General features: G+C 63.4%; 15 protein-coding genes and 1 tRNA gene. 12 read left to right on the top strand and 4 right to left on the bottom strand.

Annotation, left to right across the window (positions count from 1 at the left end; genetic code table 11):
- The first annotated feature begins 136 nt into the window (after positions 1–136).
- The 5 genes from QMF81_RS09460 (at position 137) to QMF81_RS09440 (ending at position 3,749) form a co-directional block, all read left to right on the top strand.
- Complete coding sequence (locus tag QMF81_RS09460) at positions 137–808, top strand: cyclase family protein (RefSeq protein WP_281750561.1); 672 nt, start codon at positions 137–139, stop codon at positions 806–808.
- Between the two features lie 90 nt (positions 809–898).
- Positions 899–1,396 (top strand): hypothetical protein, encoded by a 498-nt coding sequence (locus QMF81_RS09455; RefSeq protein ID WP_281750560.1) that lies wholly within the window; start codon positions 899–901, stop codon positions 1,394–1,396.
- On the top strand, positions 1,393–3,204 hold the full coding sequence (locus QMF81_RS09450; protein WP_281750559.1) for a DUF262 domain-containing protein: 1,812 nt from the start codon (positions 1,393–1,395) through the stop codon (positions 3,202–3,204). The genes QMF81_RS09455 and QMF81_RS09450 overlap by 4 nt, the downstream gene beginning before the upstream one ends.
- A gap of 114 nt (positions 3,205–3,318) precedes the next feature.
- Complete coding sequence (locus QMF81_RS09445) at positions 3,319–3,567, top strand: hypothetical protein (RefSeq protein WP_281750558.1); 249 nt, start codon at positions 3,319–3,321, stop codon at positions 3,565–3,567.
- The gene (locus QMF81_RS09440; protein ID WP_281750557.1) at positions 3,564–3,749 is read left to right on the top strand and encodes a hypothetical protein; all 186 of its coding nucleotides are present in this window, start codon (positions 3,564–3,566) and stop codon (positions 3,747–3,749) included. The genes QMF81_RS09445 and QMF81_RS09440 overlap by 4 nt, the downstream gene beginning before the upstream one ends.
- Before the next feature lie 191 nt (positions 3,750–3,940).
- On the opposite strand, the gene QMF81_RS09435 is transcribed toward QMF81_RS09440, so the two are convergent.
- Positions 3,941–4,016: transfer RNA gene (locus tag QMF81_RS09435), tRNA-Ala, on the bottom strand.
- 147 nt (positions 4,017–4,163) lie between these two features.
- On the opposite strand from QMF81_RS09435, the gene QMF81_RS09430 reads away from it, so the two are divergent.
- The 5 genes from QMF81_RS09430 to cmk are packed head-to-tail and all read left to right on the top strand — an operon-like array spanning position 4,164 to position 9,624.
- The gene (locus QMF81_RS09430) at positions 4,164–5,414 is read left to right on the top strand and encodes a bifunctional folylpolyglutamate synthase/dihydrofolate synthase (RefSeq protein ID WP_281750556.1); all 1,251 of its coding nucleotides are present in this window, start codon (positions 4,164–4,166) and stop codon (positions 5,412–5,414) included.
- Positions 5,415–5,419: 5 nt separating this feature from the next.
- Positions 5,420–6,832 carry an L-seryl-tRNA(Sec) selenium transferase gene (gene selA, locus QMF81_RS09425; RefSeq protein ID WP_281752961.1) on the top strand — a complete coding sequence of 471 codons (1,413 nt, stop codon included), beginning with the start codon at positions 5,420–5,422 and terminating at the stop codon, positions 6,830–6,832.
- A gap of 7 nt (positions 6,833–6,839) precedes the next feature.
- Entirely contained in the window at positions 6,840–7,814 is a 975-nt protein-coding gene (locus QMF81_RS09420) for a UDP-glucuronic acid decarboxylase family protein (protein ID WP_281750555.1), read from the top strand.
- 9 nt (positions 7,815–7,823) lie between these two features.
- Positions 7,824–8,921: a histidinol-phosphate transaminase gene (gene hisC / locus QMF81_RS09415; RefSeq protein WP_281750554.1), complete on the top strand. Its 1,098-nt coding sequence runs from the start codon at positions 7,824–7,826 to the stop codon at positions 8,919–8,921.
- Between the two features lie 40 nt (positions 8,922–8,961).
- A complete protein-coding gene (gene cmk, locus QMF81_RS09410; RefSeq protein ID WP_281750553.1) occupies positions 8,962–9,624 on the top strand; it encodes a (d)CMP kinase in 663 nt (220 codons plus the stop codon).
- Here the strand turns inward: cmk and mazG are convergent.
- Entirely contained in the window at positions 9,621–10,400 is a 780-nt protein-coding gene (gene mazG, locus QMF81_RS09405) for a nucleoside triphosphate pyrophosphohydrolase (RefSeq protein ID WP_281750552.1), read from the bottom strand. The two genes, cmk and mazG, sit on opposite strands and share 4 nt — an antisense overlap.
- Complete coding sequence (locus QMF81_RS09400) at positions 10,390–10,950, bottom strand: CvpA family protein (RefSeq protein WP_281750551.1); 561 nt, start codon at positions 10,948–10,950, stop codon at positions 10,390–10,392. Before QMF81_RS09400 ends, mazG begins: the two co-directional genes overlap by 11 nt.
- Positions 10,951–11,030: 80 nt before the next feature.
- On the opposite strand from QMF81_RS09400, the gene QMF81_RS09395 reads away from it, so the two are divergent.
- Together QMF81_RS09395 and QMF81_RS09390 are read left to right on the top strand one after the other, a co-directional pair.
- Positions 11,031–11,375, top strand: coding sequence for a hypothetical protein (locus QMF81_RS09395; protein ID WP_281750550.1), 345 nt, complete (start codon positions 11,031–11,033; stop codon positions 11,373–11,375).
- A 62-nt stretch (positions 11,376–11,437) separates the two neighbouring features.
- Positions 11,438–13,933 carry a TIGR03960 family B12-binding radical SAM protein gene (locus QMF81_RS09390; protein WP_281750549.1) on the top strand — a complete coding sequence of 832 codons (2,496 nt, stop codon included), beginning with the start codon at positions 11,438–11,440 and terminating at the stop codon, positions 13,931–13,933.
- 1 nt (position 13,934) lies between these two features.
- Here QMF81_RS09390 and QMF81_RS09385 read toward each other — a convergent pair whose 3' ends face one another.
- Positions 13,935–14,342, bottom strand: coding sequence for a MucR family transcriptional regulator (locus QMF81_RS09385; protein WP_281750548.1), 408 nt, complete (start codon positions 14,340–14,342; stop codon positions 13,935–13,937).
- Positions 14,343–14,466: the final 124 nt, after the last annotated feature.

Here is a 14,466-nt window from a genome sequence, read left to right as displayed (position 1 = left end):
GACATGTCTTGGGGCAGGGTCTACGCAAGGACGGGCCGCGGGGCAAGGGGGGCTTTGCTATACTTTGCCGGGGGATCCGGGTAGGGGGTGGATGCCGCGCGGTTGCGGGCTGCATGCGGCAGACGGAGGAGCATGGATGCACGTCGTCGATCTTTCGCACCCCATCGAAGAAGGCATGCCGGTGTACCCGGGAACGCAACCGCCATCCGTGCGTCTGGTGAGCTTTGTTGCGGAACACGGCTTTGCCGAGCGGATCCTGACCCTGACCACACACACCGGCACCCATGTGGACGCGCCTGCCCACCTGCTGGCGGGCGGCAAGACACTGGATGATTTCCCCGTGGCGCGGTTTCTGGGCAGGGCTGCGGTGGTGGACGCCACCGGTTGCGTCGGCCGCACCATCGGCCTTGGGGATCTGGAGCCCTCCCGCCAGGCTATCCTGGGCAGCCGTTTTGTCCTTCTCCACACGGGCTGGAGTCGGTACTGGGGACGTGATGCCTATTTTCAGGGTTTCCCCGTGCTGGATCTGGAGGCTGCGGCCTGGCTGGCCGCGTGTGGGCTTGCCGGCATCGGCGTGGACACCCCGTCTGTGGATCCCATGGACGGCGGAGCGGATGGCGCCTATCCCGTGCACCGCGTGCTGCTCGAAGGTGGCATGGTGATCGTAGAAAACCTGACGGCCCTGCATCTGCTGCCGCAAGAAGGGGCGGTGTTCGCGTGTTTTCCCCTGCCTGTGCGCGGCGGCGACGGCGCTCCCGTGCGGGCCGTGGCCTTCTTCGGCGCGGCGGGTGGAGAGCATCGGCGGTGATGCAGGCAGATGTTCCGCTGCGGAGCGCTTCGTGCACATATTCGGGGGAAGGCACACGCCGCGTCGAAGCATTTGCAAGAGGATGTGGACATGAACGCCAACCATGCGAAGACGCTGTGCATTATTGCCGGCCCCAATGGTGCGGGAAAAACCACTTTCGCGCTGGAGTATCTGTCGAGGGCGGCGGGGTTTGTCCGGTTCATCAACGCAGATCTCATTGCCGCTGGGCTCTCTCCATTGGCGCCTGAACGGGCGCTGTCCGCAGCCAGCCGTATTTTCTTGGGCCAAATTGAAGCGTGCATTGCCAAGGGCGAGAGTTTTGCCTTCGAAACAGACTACACCTTAAAAGCGCATCCAAGCGTTATTCGGGATTTGTACACGATCCTGCTACCCGATATCCAAGAGCAGCACGCAATCGCCGCCGTGCTGGCGGACATGGACGCCGAGATCGCCGCGCTGGAGGCCCGCCGCGAAAAGGTCCGCCAGGTCAAACAGGGCATGATGCAGGTGCTACTCACCGGGAAGGTGCGGCTGGTGGCTCCTGTACATCAGAATACGATGCAACGAAACGGAGTTCAAACCCCATGAGCACCTTTGATAGCACCAAAACCCCTTTGATTGATTTGCTCAAGGAGATCACCGTCGGCAAGATCCAATTGCCCGATTTCCAGCGCGGCTGGGTATGGGACGACGACCACATCCAGGATTTGCTGATCAGCGTGGCCCGCTCGTTCCCCATTGGTGCGGTCATGCTGCTGGAAAACGGCGGGCAGGTGCGTTTCCAGACCCGGCCGGTGGAGGGCGTGGAGCGCCTCATCAGCAACGGCGTCAAGCCGGAACAACTTATCCTTGACGGCCAACAGCGCCTGACCACGCTCACCCAGGCCATCGCCTTGTCCGGCCCGGTGCAGACCCGCACCAACAAGGGCAAAGAGATCCAGCGTTATTACTACTTCGACATTCGCGCCGCCCTGGAAAACCCCAGCCGCTTGGAAGAAGCGCTGGTGGCCGTGGACGAAAACCGGCAAATTCGTGCCAATTTCGGCCGCGATGTGGTGCTCGATCTGTCCACCCGCGAACTGGAATGCCAGCAGTTGTACTTCCCCTGCAATCAAATCATCAATTCGGATGAGTGGGAAGAAACGTTGATGAGCGTTGCGCCCGAACACATGAAGACGTATATGGAATTCCGCAAAACGTTCATCAACACTTTCCGAAACTATCAACTGCCCATCATCGAATTGAAGAAAGAGACTTCCAAGGAAGCGGTCTGCCTGGTTTTCGAAAAGGTCAACACCGGAGGGGTGCAACTCTCGGTCTTTGAACTGATCACCGCCAGTTACGCGGCTGACGGCTATAACCTGCGCGACGACTGGTTTGGCTCAACCCTTCGCAAGGTTTCATCCCGCAAGGAACGGCTGGAAGAAGAGCCGTTGCTACGGGGGACAGAAGCCCCTGAATTTCTGCAAGCGGTGACGCTCATTCACACCCACGAACGGCGCAAGGCCGACCTGGCCGCGGGAAAGACCGGCAAGCAGGTGCGGCCGGTCAGCGCCAAGCGTGCTGATGTGCTGGAGTTGCCACTGGAAGCCTGGCAACGCTGGGCGGATGAAGTCGAACGTGGCTTCAATCTGGCGGCGAAGTTCCTGCGCAAGGAGTGCATTTACGACCGCCGCGAACTACCCTACAGCACCCAGATCGTACCATTGGCCGCGGTCATGGCGCGCATCGGCGACCACTGGCTAGAGCCGCGCATCCACGACAAACTGGCCCGCTGGTACTGGTGCGGTGTGCTCGGTGAACTCTACGGCGGCGCGGTCGAGACCCGTATTGCCAACGATTACGAAGAGCTGCTGAACTGGTTCGAGGACGATAGCGCCGTTCCCCGGACGGTGCAGGATGCGTCTTTCCAGCCGGAGCGCCTGGATACCCTGCGTTCCCGCCTGAGCGCGGCCTACAAGGGCGTCAACGTGCTTGTCCTGCGTGAAGGGGCGCGTGATTGGTTCTGGAAGGCTACCGTCCAGGAACTGGATGCCAATGAGATGGCGCTGGATATTCATCATATCTTTCCAAGAAAGTGGTGCGAAGCGCAGGGCATCCCCAGAGAGCGATACGATTCCATTCTCAACAAAACCCCCATTTCCTACAAAGCCAATCGCAAGATCGGGGGAAGTGCGCCGTCCGAATATCTACCGCAAATTCAAAATGAAAAGCAGGTACAGTTGAGCGATGCGAAAATGGATGCAATATTGGAAAGCCATGCGCTCTCTGCGCAACTGCTGCGTCAGGATGATTTTGAGCACTTCATCGAGGACAGGCGTCAGCGCTTGCTGCAATTGATTGAAAAAGCGATGGGAAAACGGATAATTTCTCCTGACGCGACAGCTCCTGAATAAAGTCATGTAAAGTCAACTACACTCTCTGGACGTACCTATCTGCGATTGATTGATCGATTGCATCAGGATTGGTGGAGAATCGAACTCATATATCTTGCTTTACCGAATATAGAAATGTCCAAGATGCGCGTTGCTGAACGGGTCGCCCATGGTGGGCACAATGTGCCTTCTGTTGATATCGAACGTCGTTTTCCGCGCAGCCTACGCAACCTTCTGGATGAATTCAGTCATCGTGTTGATATCTGCACCTGTTTCATGAACCATGGAGAGCGTCCGGTATTGGTTTTTGAACAGTACGGAATATATCGAAAGATTGTGCATAATGACTATTATCGACTTTTACTCGAGGAGGCCCGCCGATGAAGACGTCGCACGAGAACGATCCATCACCGGAAGCACAACGGCAATGGGAAACACTGCAGCAGGCCGTTACCAAGGCGCTGGAAAAAAAGCGGCGTCTTGGGCAGTACGCCGTGGTTTGGAGAGACGGAAAGCCGGTCCTTCTCGGCGAGGATGCCCCCAGGAGCAAGGAACCCGCGTTATGAGGTGAGGGGGCGCTTGGCGTACGCGGCGGCGACGGCGCTCCCGTGCGGGCCGTGGCCTTCTTCGGCGCGGCGGGGGCGCGGCGGGGTGCCTATGGGCGCTCTCGGTTCACGAGAAGAGGGCGGTTCTGATCCAGGGGAGGCCGCAGGGGCACAAAAAAGGCCCGCATGGATGCGGGCCGGGTGGTCGTGGGTGGTGGAGATGAGGGGGATCGAACCCCTGACCTCCGCATTGCGAACGCGGCGCTCTCCCAGCTGAGCTACATCCCCACGCGACGTGAGAGCCCGCCTCTACGGAAGGAGGCTGGTGGTTGTCAACGCCCTTGTGGCCGGAAAACGGACTTGCTGCGGGTTTTTTTCCGGAAATACGCCCGGGATCCTCTGGGGCGGATGTTGCCGGCAGCGGGCGTTGCCCGTATGGCAGCGGCCATGCGTTTGCCGGAAACCTTTGCTGATGTCCTGGAAATCTTGGACCAATTGGGCATGTTCCACATGGATCTGGGCCTGGGCCGCATGGAGACGGCGGTGGCGCGCTTGCGGCTGGGGCAGACTGCACCCGTGATCCATGTGGTGGGCACCAACGGCAAAGGCTCCACGGCCAACTACTGCGCCGCCCTGGCCCTGGCCCACGGCCGGCGGGTGGGGCTCTATACCTCCCCGCATCTGGTGGAGGTGCGTGAGCGTATCCTGGTGGATGGCCGCATGCTCCCCACGGGTATGTGGGTGGAGGCGGCCCGGGCCGTTCTTGAATCCTGTGCGGATTTGGGACTCACGTATTTCGAACTCGTGACCCTCATGGCGGTGTGGAGTTTTGCGCGCCTGGGGGTGGAGGTCATGGTGCTGGAGGCCGGCCTTGGCGGCACCTATGACGCCACGTGCGTGTTTGCGCCGTCCGTGGTGCTGCTCACCCCGGTGGGGCTGGACCACCAGCGCGTGCTCGGCCCCACTTTGGTGCATATCGCCCGCGACAAGGCTGGCGCCTTGGGCCGGTGCCCGGCCATTGTCGCCCCCCAGGCGCCGCAGGTGCTGGAGGTGGTGCAGGCCAAAGCCGCCCAAAGTCCGTGGCCGGTGTGGGTGCTGACCACCCCTTGCCGGGGTGCGGTGGCGGTGCCGGACGGGCCTGTGGTGGACGCCTCGTGGCTGCCGGGGCAGGCGTCCTTTCAGGTGGAAAATGCCGCCTTGGCCGTGGCGGGATGGATGCACCTTGCGCGGCAGCAGGCTTGGCCTGTGGACGAAGCCGCCTGCCGCCGGGCCGTGGCCGGGGCACGCTGGCCAGGACGGCTCCACCAGGACGGAAATATTCTCGTGGACGGTGCGCACAACACCATGGGGCTTCTCGCCCTGGATGAGGCCTTGGGCAGTCGGGTGTTTTCCTGGGGGATATTTCAGTCCATGCGGGACAAGGAACTGGACGCCGCCGCACTTGCCCGGGTACGGGCGCGGTGCCGCCGGGTGCTGGTGCCGGAGCTCTGCGGTGTGGAGCGGGCGTGGCCGGCGGCGGAGCTGGCGCGCAGGGTGGACGGCCGGCCGGTGGCAAGCGTGGCCGAGGCCGTACGCCAGGTTGCGGGAGCAAGCGCCCTGGTGTTTGGCTCGCTCTATCTGGTGGGCGCGTACTTTGCCAGCCGTGGGATCCTGCCGGTGCGAGAATGGGGGGATGGGGAGTTATGAGCGAACTGGGGGTGTTTTTTCGGGCGATTCCGGCGGTGGACCGCATTTTGAATGCCCTGGAGGCCGAGGCGGCGCTGGCGGACGCGCCGCGCGCCCTGGTGCGTGAGGCCGTCGGCCGCTTTTTGGATCTGGTGCGCGAAGAGATCCGTCAGGGGGCTGTGGTCTCGCCTGCGGATTTGGCCTTGGAGCGTCTGCTTGCGCGGGTGCGCGCCTTCGTGATCCAGGCGGTCCGCCCCAAGCTTCGGCGGGTGGTCAACGCCACGGGGGTGGTGGTGCACACCAATCTGGGGCGCTCGGTATTGGCCGCAGAGGCGGTGCAGGCGGTGGTGCAGGCCGCTCAGGCGTATTCCAACCTGGAGTTCGACCTCGCCACCGGCCAGCGCGGCAGCCGCTACGTCCATGTGGAAGAGCTGTTGTGCCGGCTCACCGGGGCCGAGGCCGCCATGGTGGTCAACAACAACGCCGCCGCGGTGCTCTTGGTGCTCGACACCCTGGCCAAGGGCCGGGAAGTCATCGTTTCCCGCGGGCAGTTGGTGGAGATCGGCGGCTCGTTCCGCATCCCGGAGGTGATGAAAAAAAGCGGCGCCATCCTGCGGGAAGTGGGTGCCACCAACCGCACCCATGTGCGCGATTACGTGGAGGCCATCGGCCCGGACACCGCCGCCATCATGAAGGTGCACACTTCCAACTACCGTATGCTGGGTTTCGTGAAGGAGGTGCCGGCCGAGGAATTGGTGGCCTTGGGCCATGCGCACGGCCTGCCGGTGGTGGAAGATTTGGGAAGCGGCAATCTCATGGATTTCAGCGCCATAGGTCTCGGTCAGGAGCCTACGGCCCGGCAGGTGGTGGCCGCGGGGGTGGACGTGGTCACCATGAGCGGGGACAAGCTCTTGGGCGGCCCCCAGGCGGGCATCATCGTCGGCCGCGCAGCGGTGGTGGAGCGGCTGCGCAAAAATCAGCTCACGCGGGCGCTGCGCATCGACAAACTCACCCTGGCGGCCTTGGAAGGCACCTTGCGCCTGTATCTGGACCCGGAGAAGGCCAAGGCGCGTATCCCCACCGTGGCGCGTATCCTCATGGATCCAGAAACCTTGCGGCGCCAGGCGACCCGCCTTGCCCGCCGGTTGCGGCAGCGGCTGGGCGCTCGGGCGCAGGTGACGGTGGCCCCGTCCGTGTCCCGGGTGGGCGGCGGCGCCTTTCCGGAACAGGACCTGCCCACCTTCGTGGTGCGCGTGCTCCCGGCAAAGCTGCGCGCCGACGCCGTGCGCCAGCGGCTCCTTGGCCTGGACGTGCCGGTGGTGGTGCGGGTGGAGGAGGACGCCGTGGTCCTGGACCCGCGTACCCTGCTTGCTGGCGACGAGCGCTGTGTGGAGCAGGCGATTGCCTCCGTGTTGGGTGCAGAATCTTCCCAGGAGTGAGCACATCATGCGACGAGGACCACAGCAAGATTTGGTGCGGCCCCGGGTGCTGGTGACAGGGGGCGCGGGATTTATCGGTTCCCATCTCTGCGAGCGGTTGTTGGAAGCCGGCGCCGATGTCCTGTGTTGCGACAATTTCTATACCGGCCAAAAAGATCATCTCCACAAGATGCTCGGGCATCCGCGCTTTGAGCTCTTACGGCATGATATCACCTTTCCCCTCTACGTGGAGGTGGATTTCATCTACAATTTGGCATGCCCCGCATCGCCAGTGCATTATCAATTCGATCCTGTGCAGACCACCAAGACCTGCGTGCATGGCGTGATCAACATGCTGGGACTGGCGAAGCGCACCGGCGCGCGGATTTTGCAAGCCTCTACCTCAGAGGTCTATGGCGATCCCGAGGTGCATCCGCAGCATGAAGACTACATGGGGCATGTGAACCCCATCGGGCCCCGCGCCTGCTACGACGAAGGCAAACGCTGCGCCGAAACCCTGTTTTTCGACTACCATCGCCAGCATGGGGTTGCCATCAAGGTGGCGCGCATCTTCAATACCTACGGGCCGCGGATGCACCCCAACGACGGCCGGGTGGTCTCCAACTTTATCGTCCAAGCCCTGCGCGGGCAGGACATCACCATCTATGGCGATGGCAGCCAGACGCGATCCTTTTGCTATGTGGATGACCTGGTGGAGGGACTGATCCGACTGATGCATTCGGCCCCGCAGTGTATCGGGCCAATCAATCTCGGCAATCCCCAAGAGATCGCGGTGGGGGACTTGGCGCGCATCATTATTGACATTACTGGCTCTTCCAGCCGCATCCGCCACCTGCCGCTGCCGGAAAACGACCCCAAGCGCCGTTGTCCGGACATCACCCGCGCCCGGGAGCTTTTGGGCTGGCAGCCCATTGTGGACCTCAGGGAGGGGCTTGAGCGAACCGTAGCCTATTTTGACGCGCTGCTTGCGCGCCGCGCATAAGGAGCATGCATGGACCGACTTTGTGTGCGCCCGGAAGTGGAGGCCTTTCGGCCCTACGTGCCGGGCCGCTCCATCGAGGAAATTCAGGACCAGTACGGCCTTTCCCAGGTGATCAAGATGGCCAGCAATGAAAATCCGCTGGGGACTTCGCCGGTGGTGCAGGAGCGCTTGCGCCGGGCCGCACCCTTGGCCTTCCGCTATGCCCAGGCAGGCACCCCGCGGCTCAGTGCGGCCATCGCCCGGCATGTGGGGGTGGACCCGGCCATGGTGGTGGCGGGCAACGGCTCGGATGAGATCATCGACCTCCTTATCCGGGTGGTCCCCCGGCCCGGGGAAGACCATGTGCTCGCCTTTCGGCCGTGTTTTAGCATCTACGAGACCCAGTCCCGGTTTGCGGGCATCCCCTTGCGCCAGGTGCCGCTGCCCGAGAGTCTGGATTTCGATCTGGATGCCTTGGCGGCCGCAGCCACGGAGCATACCGCGCTGGTCTTCCTCACCAATCCCGACAACCCTTCGGGCCACGCGGTGCCGGCAGCGGCTGTGCTGGACCTCCTTGCCCGCCTTCCCCGCCGCACCCTGCTGGTGGTGGACGAGGCGTACGTGGACTTCGCCGACCCCATGGAGCACTACACGGTGCTTGCACAGGTGGCGGCGCACCCGCGCCTGGTGGTCCTGCGCACCTTTTCCAAGATGTACGGCCTGGCAGGGCTGCGCTTGGGTTTTGGGGTCATGGCGCCAGAGCTGGCGGACCTCCTCTTGCGGGTCAAGCTCCCCTTCAGCGTCAATGTGCTCGCCGAGCAGGCCGGGCTTGCAGCCCTGGAGGACGAGATCTTTGTGGAAGAGACCCGGCGGGTGGTCCTGGAAGGGCGGGCCTATCTCTTCGAGGAGCTTTCGCGGCTGGGGTGTTCGCCGCGGCCCTCGCAGGCCAATTTTCTCATGTTTTGTCCGCCCAAGCCTGCGGACGAGGTCTTCCATGCGCTGCTAGGTCGCGGCATCATCATCCGGCCGCTTGCCAGCTACGGCATGCCGCAATGGCTGCGGGTAAGCGTGGGCACGGCGGCGGAAAACCGCCTTTTGATCCGTCACCTGGAGGAGGTGCTGGCATGATCGGATGGATGCTTGGCAGGTGCGCTTGGGGAGGCCGGCCATGAGTCGTCTCATCGTGACCTTGGATGGGCCGGCGGGGGTGGGCAAGACCACGGTGGCGCGCATGCTCGCCCAGCGCCTGGGCATCGCCTACTTGGATACCGGCGCCATGTTCCGGGCCGTGGCCTGGAGTCTGGGAGAGGGGGCGTGGGAACTGCCTCAGGACGACCTGCTGCGGGCCTTGTCGCGCATGGACTTCGAGCTCGAAGACACCGGGGAGCATTCCACGCTGCTGCTCAACGGCGTGCCGGTGCCTGCGGCCATCCGCAGCGAGGAAGTGGGGCTCTGGGCCTCGCACATGGGGCGGATCCCTGCGGTGCGCGAATTCTTGCGCCGCAGCCAGCGGCTCATTGCCGCGGATGTGAGCCTGGTGGCCGAAGGGCGGGATATGGGCTCGGTGGTCTTTCCCCAGGCACCCCACAAGTTCTTTTTGGATGCCGATCCCATGGTGCGCGCCCAGCGGCGCTATGCGCAACTCCAGGCCATGGGCATGGATGCGGATCTAGATCGCCTGGCTACCCAGATCCGCATCCGCGACGACCAGGACCGCAACCGCGCCATTGCCCCGCTGCGGCCGGCGCCCGATGCGATCTGCATCGATACCGGGCAGACGGATGCCGCGGGCGTGCTCGCCCAGATCCTCAGGCACATGGGCTACGATTAGCCGATTTCGCGCTTGGCGCGCTTCCAGAGCTGGTCTTGGGCGGCAGGGGACAGGTCTTCCAGACGGCTGCCTTGGGCGCGGGCGAGCGCTTCCATGTGGGCAAAGCGCCGCAGGAACTTGACAATGGCCCGGTGCAGGGCGGCATTGGCCTTGATGCCGTGGCGGCGGCCATGCTCCACGAGGCTGAAGAGGTAGTCGCCGAACTCTTCTTCTTTGCGCCCGGCGTCTTCTCCGTCGCGCACCGCCAGCCATTCCGCCCACTCTTCTTCCAGCTTGTGCTCTTGCTCGCGGTCGCTCGCCCAGGTGAAGCCCAGCCGCGCCGCTTTGGAGTGGATGCGGTAGGCCCGGGCAAGGGGCGGCAGGGAGGCGGGAACCGAGTCCAAGGCCCCTTGAGGCGTGCCGTTTTCCGCCTTCTCGGCCTTTTTGATGCGCTCCCAGGTGGCGATGATGCTCGTCATCTCTTTGCTCGCTTCCCCGTAGACGTGGGGATGGCGGCGGATCATCTTGGCCTCGGCCTCACGGGTGGCATGGGCGAGAAAATCGGGCAGCTCGCGTTCCAGCAGACGGCCGATGAAGAGGAGGATGAAGAGGGTATCTCCCCATTCCTCGGCGCATGCCGCCACATCGCCGCTGCGAATGGCGTCCACCAGTTCGCAGGCCTCTTCCAAGAGGTATTCGGCCAGGGTGTGGGGAGTCTGTTTCTGGTCCCAGGGGCAGCCCGAAGGACCGAGCAAGGTATCGATGACTGCAAGCAGCGCACTGAGATCAGGAGCCATGGAGCATCTCCTCGAGGGTTTGGGGAAGTTTCCGCAGCCGCTCCAGGGCGGATTTGCCGGCTTCAAAGCGGCGGCGCAGGTCTTCCGGGACAAGATATTGGAGCGCGGCTTCGTTGGCCTTGTTGATGAGGGGGACAAGCCGCGAGGTGGCGATGAAATCGGTATGTGGCGGGACGAAGGCGGTCACGAGCAGCACCGCCACACAGGCCAGTACACCGGCCTTGGCAAACCCCATGGCCCCGCCGGCCAGTCGGTCCAGCCAACCGAGGGATACGAGGCGCAAAAAACCCCGCAGCAGGCGGGCGGCTCCATGGAGCAGGAGTACCGTGGCGGCCAAGAGGAGGACGAAGGCGGCACAGCGGGCAGCGCCTTCCCCGAGGTGCGCCGTGCGCATGACCCACGGGGCCAAAAGCTCGTAGCTGGAACTGGCCGCCAGGAAGCCGACGAGGATGCCTGCCAGGGAGGCGACCTCGAGGACCAGGCCGCGCAGCACCCCGCGCACGGTAAAGACGGTGGCAATGGCAATGAGCACAGCGTCCAGGAGATTCATGGCGTTCCTTGACAGGGGGAAGCGGCCTTCCGTAGAGAAAACAATCTTGTGTTTGGAAACTCAAAAAGCGAGGCAAACGCATGGCATACGATATCCGGCTTGTAAAGTTGGCAAACGGCGACATGGTGCTGGGCAAGTGGAACGCGGAGCGGGAAGTGTTGCAGGATCCGGCGGTGCTCCAGACCTTGCCTACGGCCCAAGGCGGGGTGCAGATGCTCCTGCTCCCCTTTGGCTATCCCTTTGATACGGAAATAGAAGGGGAAATCGACGGCCGCCATGTGCTCTACCAGTACAAGTCCGTGCCGGAAGAGCTCAAGACCAAGTACCTGGAAGCCGCAAGCAACCTCACCTTGGCGACCCCAGGCAGCCTGGATTTGTCTGGTTTGGGCGGCAAGGTTACGGACTTCGGGAAAATCATCAAATAAGGCACGGACGGTCTTCGCGCCGAGAAGGGTGGCCCGGCCCACCCTTTTTTCGTCTTTGGCTCATGAAAGAACTCCTCCCTCTTTTTTCCCGGCCCAGCCACTACCTGGGCACCGAAATCGGTGCGGTGCACAAGGATGCGGCCGCGGTGCGGGTCCATGTGGCCCTGGCCTTTCCCGATCTCTATGAAGTGGGGATGTCCTATTTGGGGCAGCGCATCCTGTACGGGGTGCTCAATGCGCAGCCATGGATCTGGGCGGAGCGGGTGTTTGCCCCCAGCCCGGACGTGGGTGCGCTTTTGCGCGCACGTCAGGTCCCCTTGGCGACGCTGGAGAGCGACACCCCCTTGGGGCGGTTGGACGCGGTGCTGGTGAGCCTCACCCACGAGCTGTGCTATACCACGGTGCTGTGGATGCTGGAGCTTGCGGGTATCCCGCTGCGCGCTGCGGACCGCAGGCCCGAGCATCCCCTGGTGGTGGCTGGCGGCGGTTGCGTGTTCAATGCCGAGCCCTTGGCGCCGTTTGTGGATGTCATGGTGCTGGGTGACGGGGAAGAGGCGGTGCTCGATCTGGCCCGCGCCGTGGATCAGGCCAAGACCGCGGGTTGGAGCCGGCAGGAGCTCTTGACGCATCTCTCTGGGATGCCTGGGTTTTACGTCCCCGCATTTTTTACCCCAGACGCCAGCGGCCGCATGCAGGGCCCCGGCGTGGTGCGCAAGCGTGCGCTGCCGCAGCTCGACACCGCGCCCTTCCCCACGCAGCAGATCGTGCCCTTTGGCAAACCGGTGCACGACCGCCTCACCGTAGAGATCGCCCGGGGGTGCACCCGTGGGTGCCGGTTTTGCCAGGCAGGCATGATCTACCGGCCGGTGCGCGAACGGACCGTATCCACGGTCACGCGGCTCATCGAGGACGGGCTGGCGGCTACCGGGAGCGAGGAAGTGTCTTTTTTGTCCCTCAGTACCGGAGACTTTACCGGCCTCACCCGCCTTTTTGCCGAAACCTACTCCCGGTGCCGGGCGGAGCAGGTGTCCATCGCCCTGCCGTCCCTGCGGGTGGGGTCCGTGCCGCCCGAGCTCATGGCCCTTTTGGCCAGTATCCGGCGCACCGGCCTCACCTTGGCCCCCGAGGCCGGGACCCAGCGGCTGCGCGATGTCATCAACAAAGGCATCACCGAAGAGGCGCTTTTGCGCCACACCTCCCAGGCGTTTGCCTGCGGATGGCAGCAGGTGAAACTCTATTTCATGATTGGACTGCCTACGGAGACCGATGAAGACCTGCTCGGCATCATCGATTTGTGCCGCAAGGTGGCGGAGACTGCGCCGTCGCGCAAGCGCCTGCAGGTGACGGCGGCGGTATCGCCTTTTGTGCCCAAGGCGCATACGCCCTTCCAATGGGAGGCGCAGATCTCGCGCGCCGAGGTGGAGCGGCGGCTGGCCTTCTTGCGCCAGGCGGTGCGGCCGTACAAGTTTGTGCGCCTCAAGTGGCACAGCCCGGCCATGACCTTTCTGGAGGGCGTGTTCTCCCGTGGAGACCGGGCCTTGGCGCCGGTCATCGAGGCGGCCTTGGCCCGCGGGGCCGTGCTTTCCAGCTGGGAAGACCACTTACAACTCGACCGCTGGATGGAGGCCTTTGCGGCTTGCGGCGTGGATCCGGAGTCCTACCTTGCCGCGCGCGACCCGCAATCCCCGCTGCCATGGGATCATCTCAGTGCCGGGGTCACACGGGAATTCCTGCTGCGCGAGCGGGCGCGTGCCCTGGCGGGCAAGACCACGCCTGATTGTCGCTTCGGCGCCTGCCGGGCCTGCGGGGTCTGTCCTGGAGAGGACGGGGCGCTCGCCCCGCGCCTGCAGCCGGAAACCGAGACCGCGGCCGCGGCTCCGGCGGTGGAGCAGGTGGACCTCACGGTGCGTGCAGCACGTTTCCGTATGCGCTATAGCGTCCTGGGCCCGGCCGTATATCTGAGCCAATTGGAGCTGCAGCGTCTTTTTGAGCGGGCTTTTCGCCGCGCCCGGGTGCCCCTTGCCTTTAGCGCCGGGTTTCATCCTGCGCCGCTCATGTCCTTTGCCCGGGCCCTGCCGGTGGGGGTGGGGAGCCTTTGCGAGGAGATGGAAATCTTCACCCGGGAGCAGGTGGCACCGCAGACCATGGCCGAGGCGGTCAGCGCCGAGTTGCCCACCGGTATGCGCGTGGTGGAGGTGACCCCGCTGCCGCTTACCGGCAAAATGGCCGAGGCCGTGGAAGAGGACTTTGCCGTCACGTGTGTGGACCCGGCGGCGCGCCAGCGTTTGGCCGAGCAGTGGGCGGCGCTGGCGGCGGCCTCGTCATGGGTGGTGGAAAAGCCTTCCAAACGGGGATCGCGGCCAGTGGACGTGCGCGCCGTGGTGCAGGCGGTGCGGGACGTGGAGAACGGCTGGGTGGTGACGCTCTCCTGGCAGGTGGAAGGCTATGCGAGCCCGCTTTGGGTGCTGCGGGCGGTGGACCCAGACCTCGATTTGGCCCAGGTACGGGTGGTGAAGGTGGCGCGGCGCATGGATGCCGACCGCGCCACGGAGGGATAGATTACTCGGCAGACGCCTTGGCGATGCCGCGCTTTTCCCACAGCCGCATGTCCTGCATCTTCTTGCGGCGGTCGCGGGCCAGGGACTTGGCCACCAGGGAGGTGTCTTTCTTATAGCCCCATTTTTCTTTGTATTCTTTGGGGCTCAGGCCATGGGTGGCCAGATGGCGCTTGGTGAGGACCTTGAAGGTCTTTCCGCACTCCATGCAGGTGATGGACTTTTCGCGGATGGCCTTCTTGGGGTCCATCCCCTCCACCAGCTCTCCTTCTTCAGGAGCTGCTTCCACGGCCACGTTACGGATGCTCGTGGTCAATTTTTTGAGCATGGAGGTGATTTCTTCTTCGGTCATGGTACGCACGCTGGCTTGTGCTTTAACGATTTCCAGAGCCTGTTTGAGATAATCTTCCATAGGTCGGTCCTCCTATTGTGGGTCGATGAACATATACGGATTGCTAGGAACAAAGTTTTCTGTTGTCAATATGCAGAAGGCGCTGTTGGAGTTTTTTTTCGTGGATTTATTTGAAGGAGATATG

It is taken from the genome of Thermodesulfomicrobium sp. WS (assembly GCF_027925145.1).
Taxonomy (GTDB): domain Bacteria; phylum Desulfobacterota; class Desulfovibrionia; order Desulfovibrionales; family Desulfomicrobiaceae; genus Thermodesulfomicrobium.
Note: the sequence above shows the minus strand (reverse complement) of the source record. Positions and strands in the feature narration are given on the sequence as shown.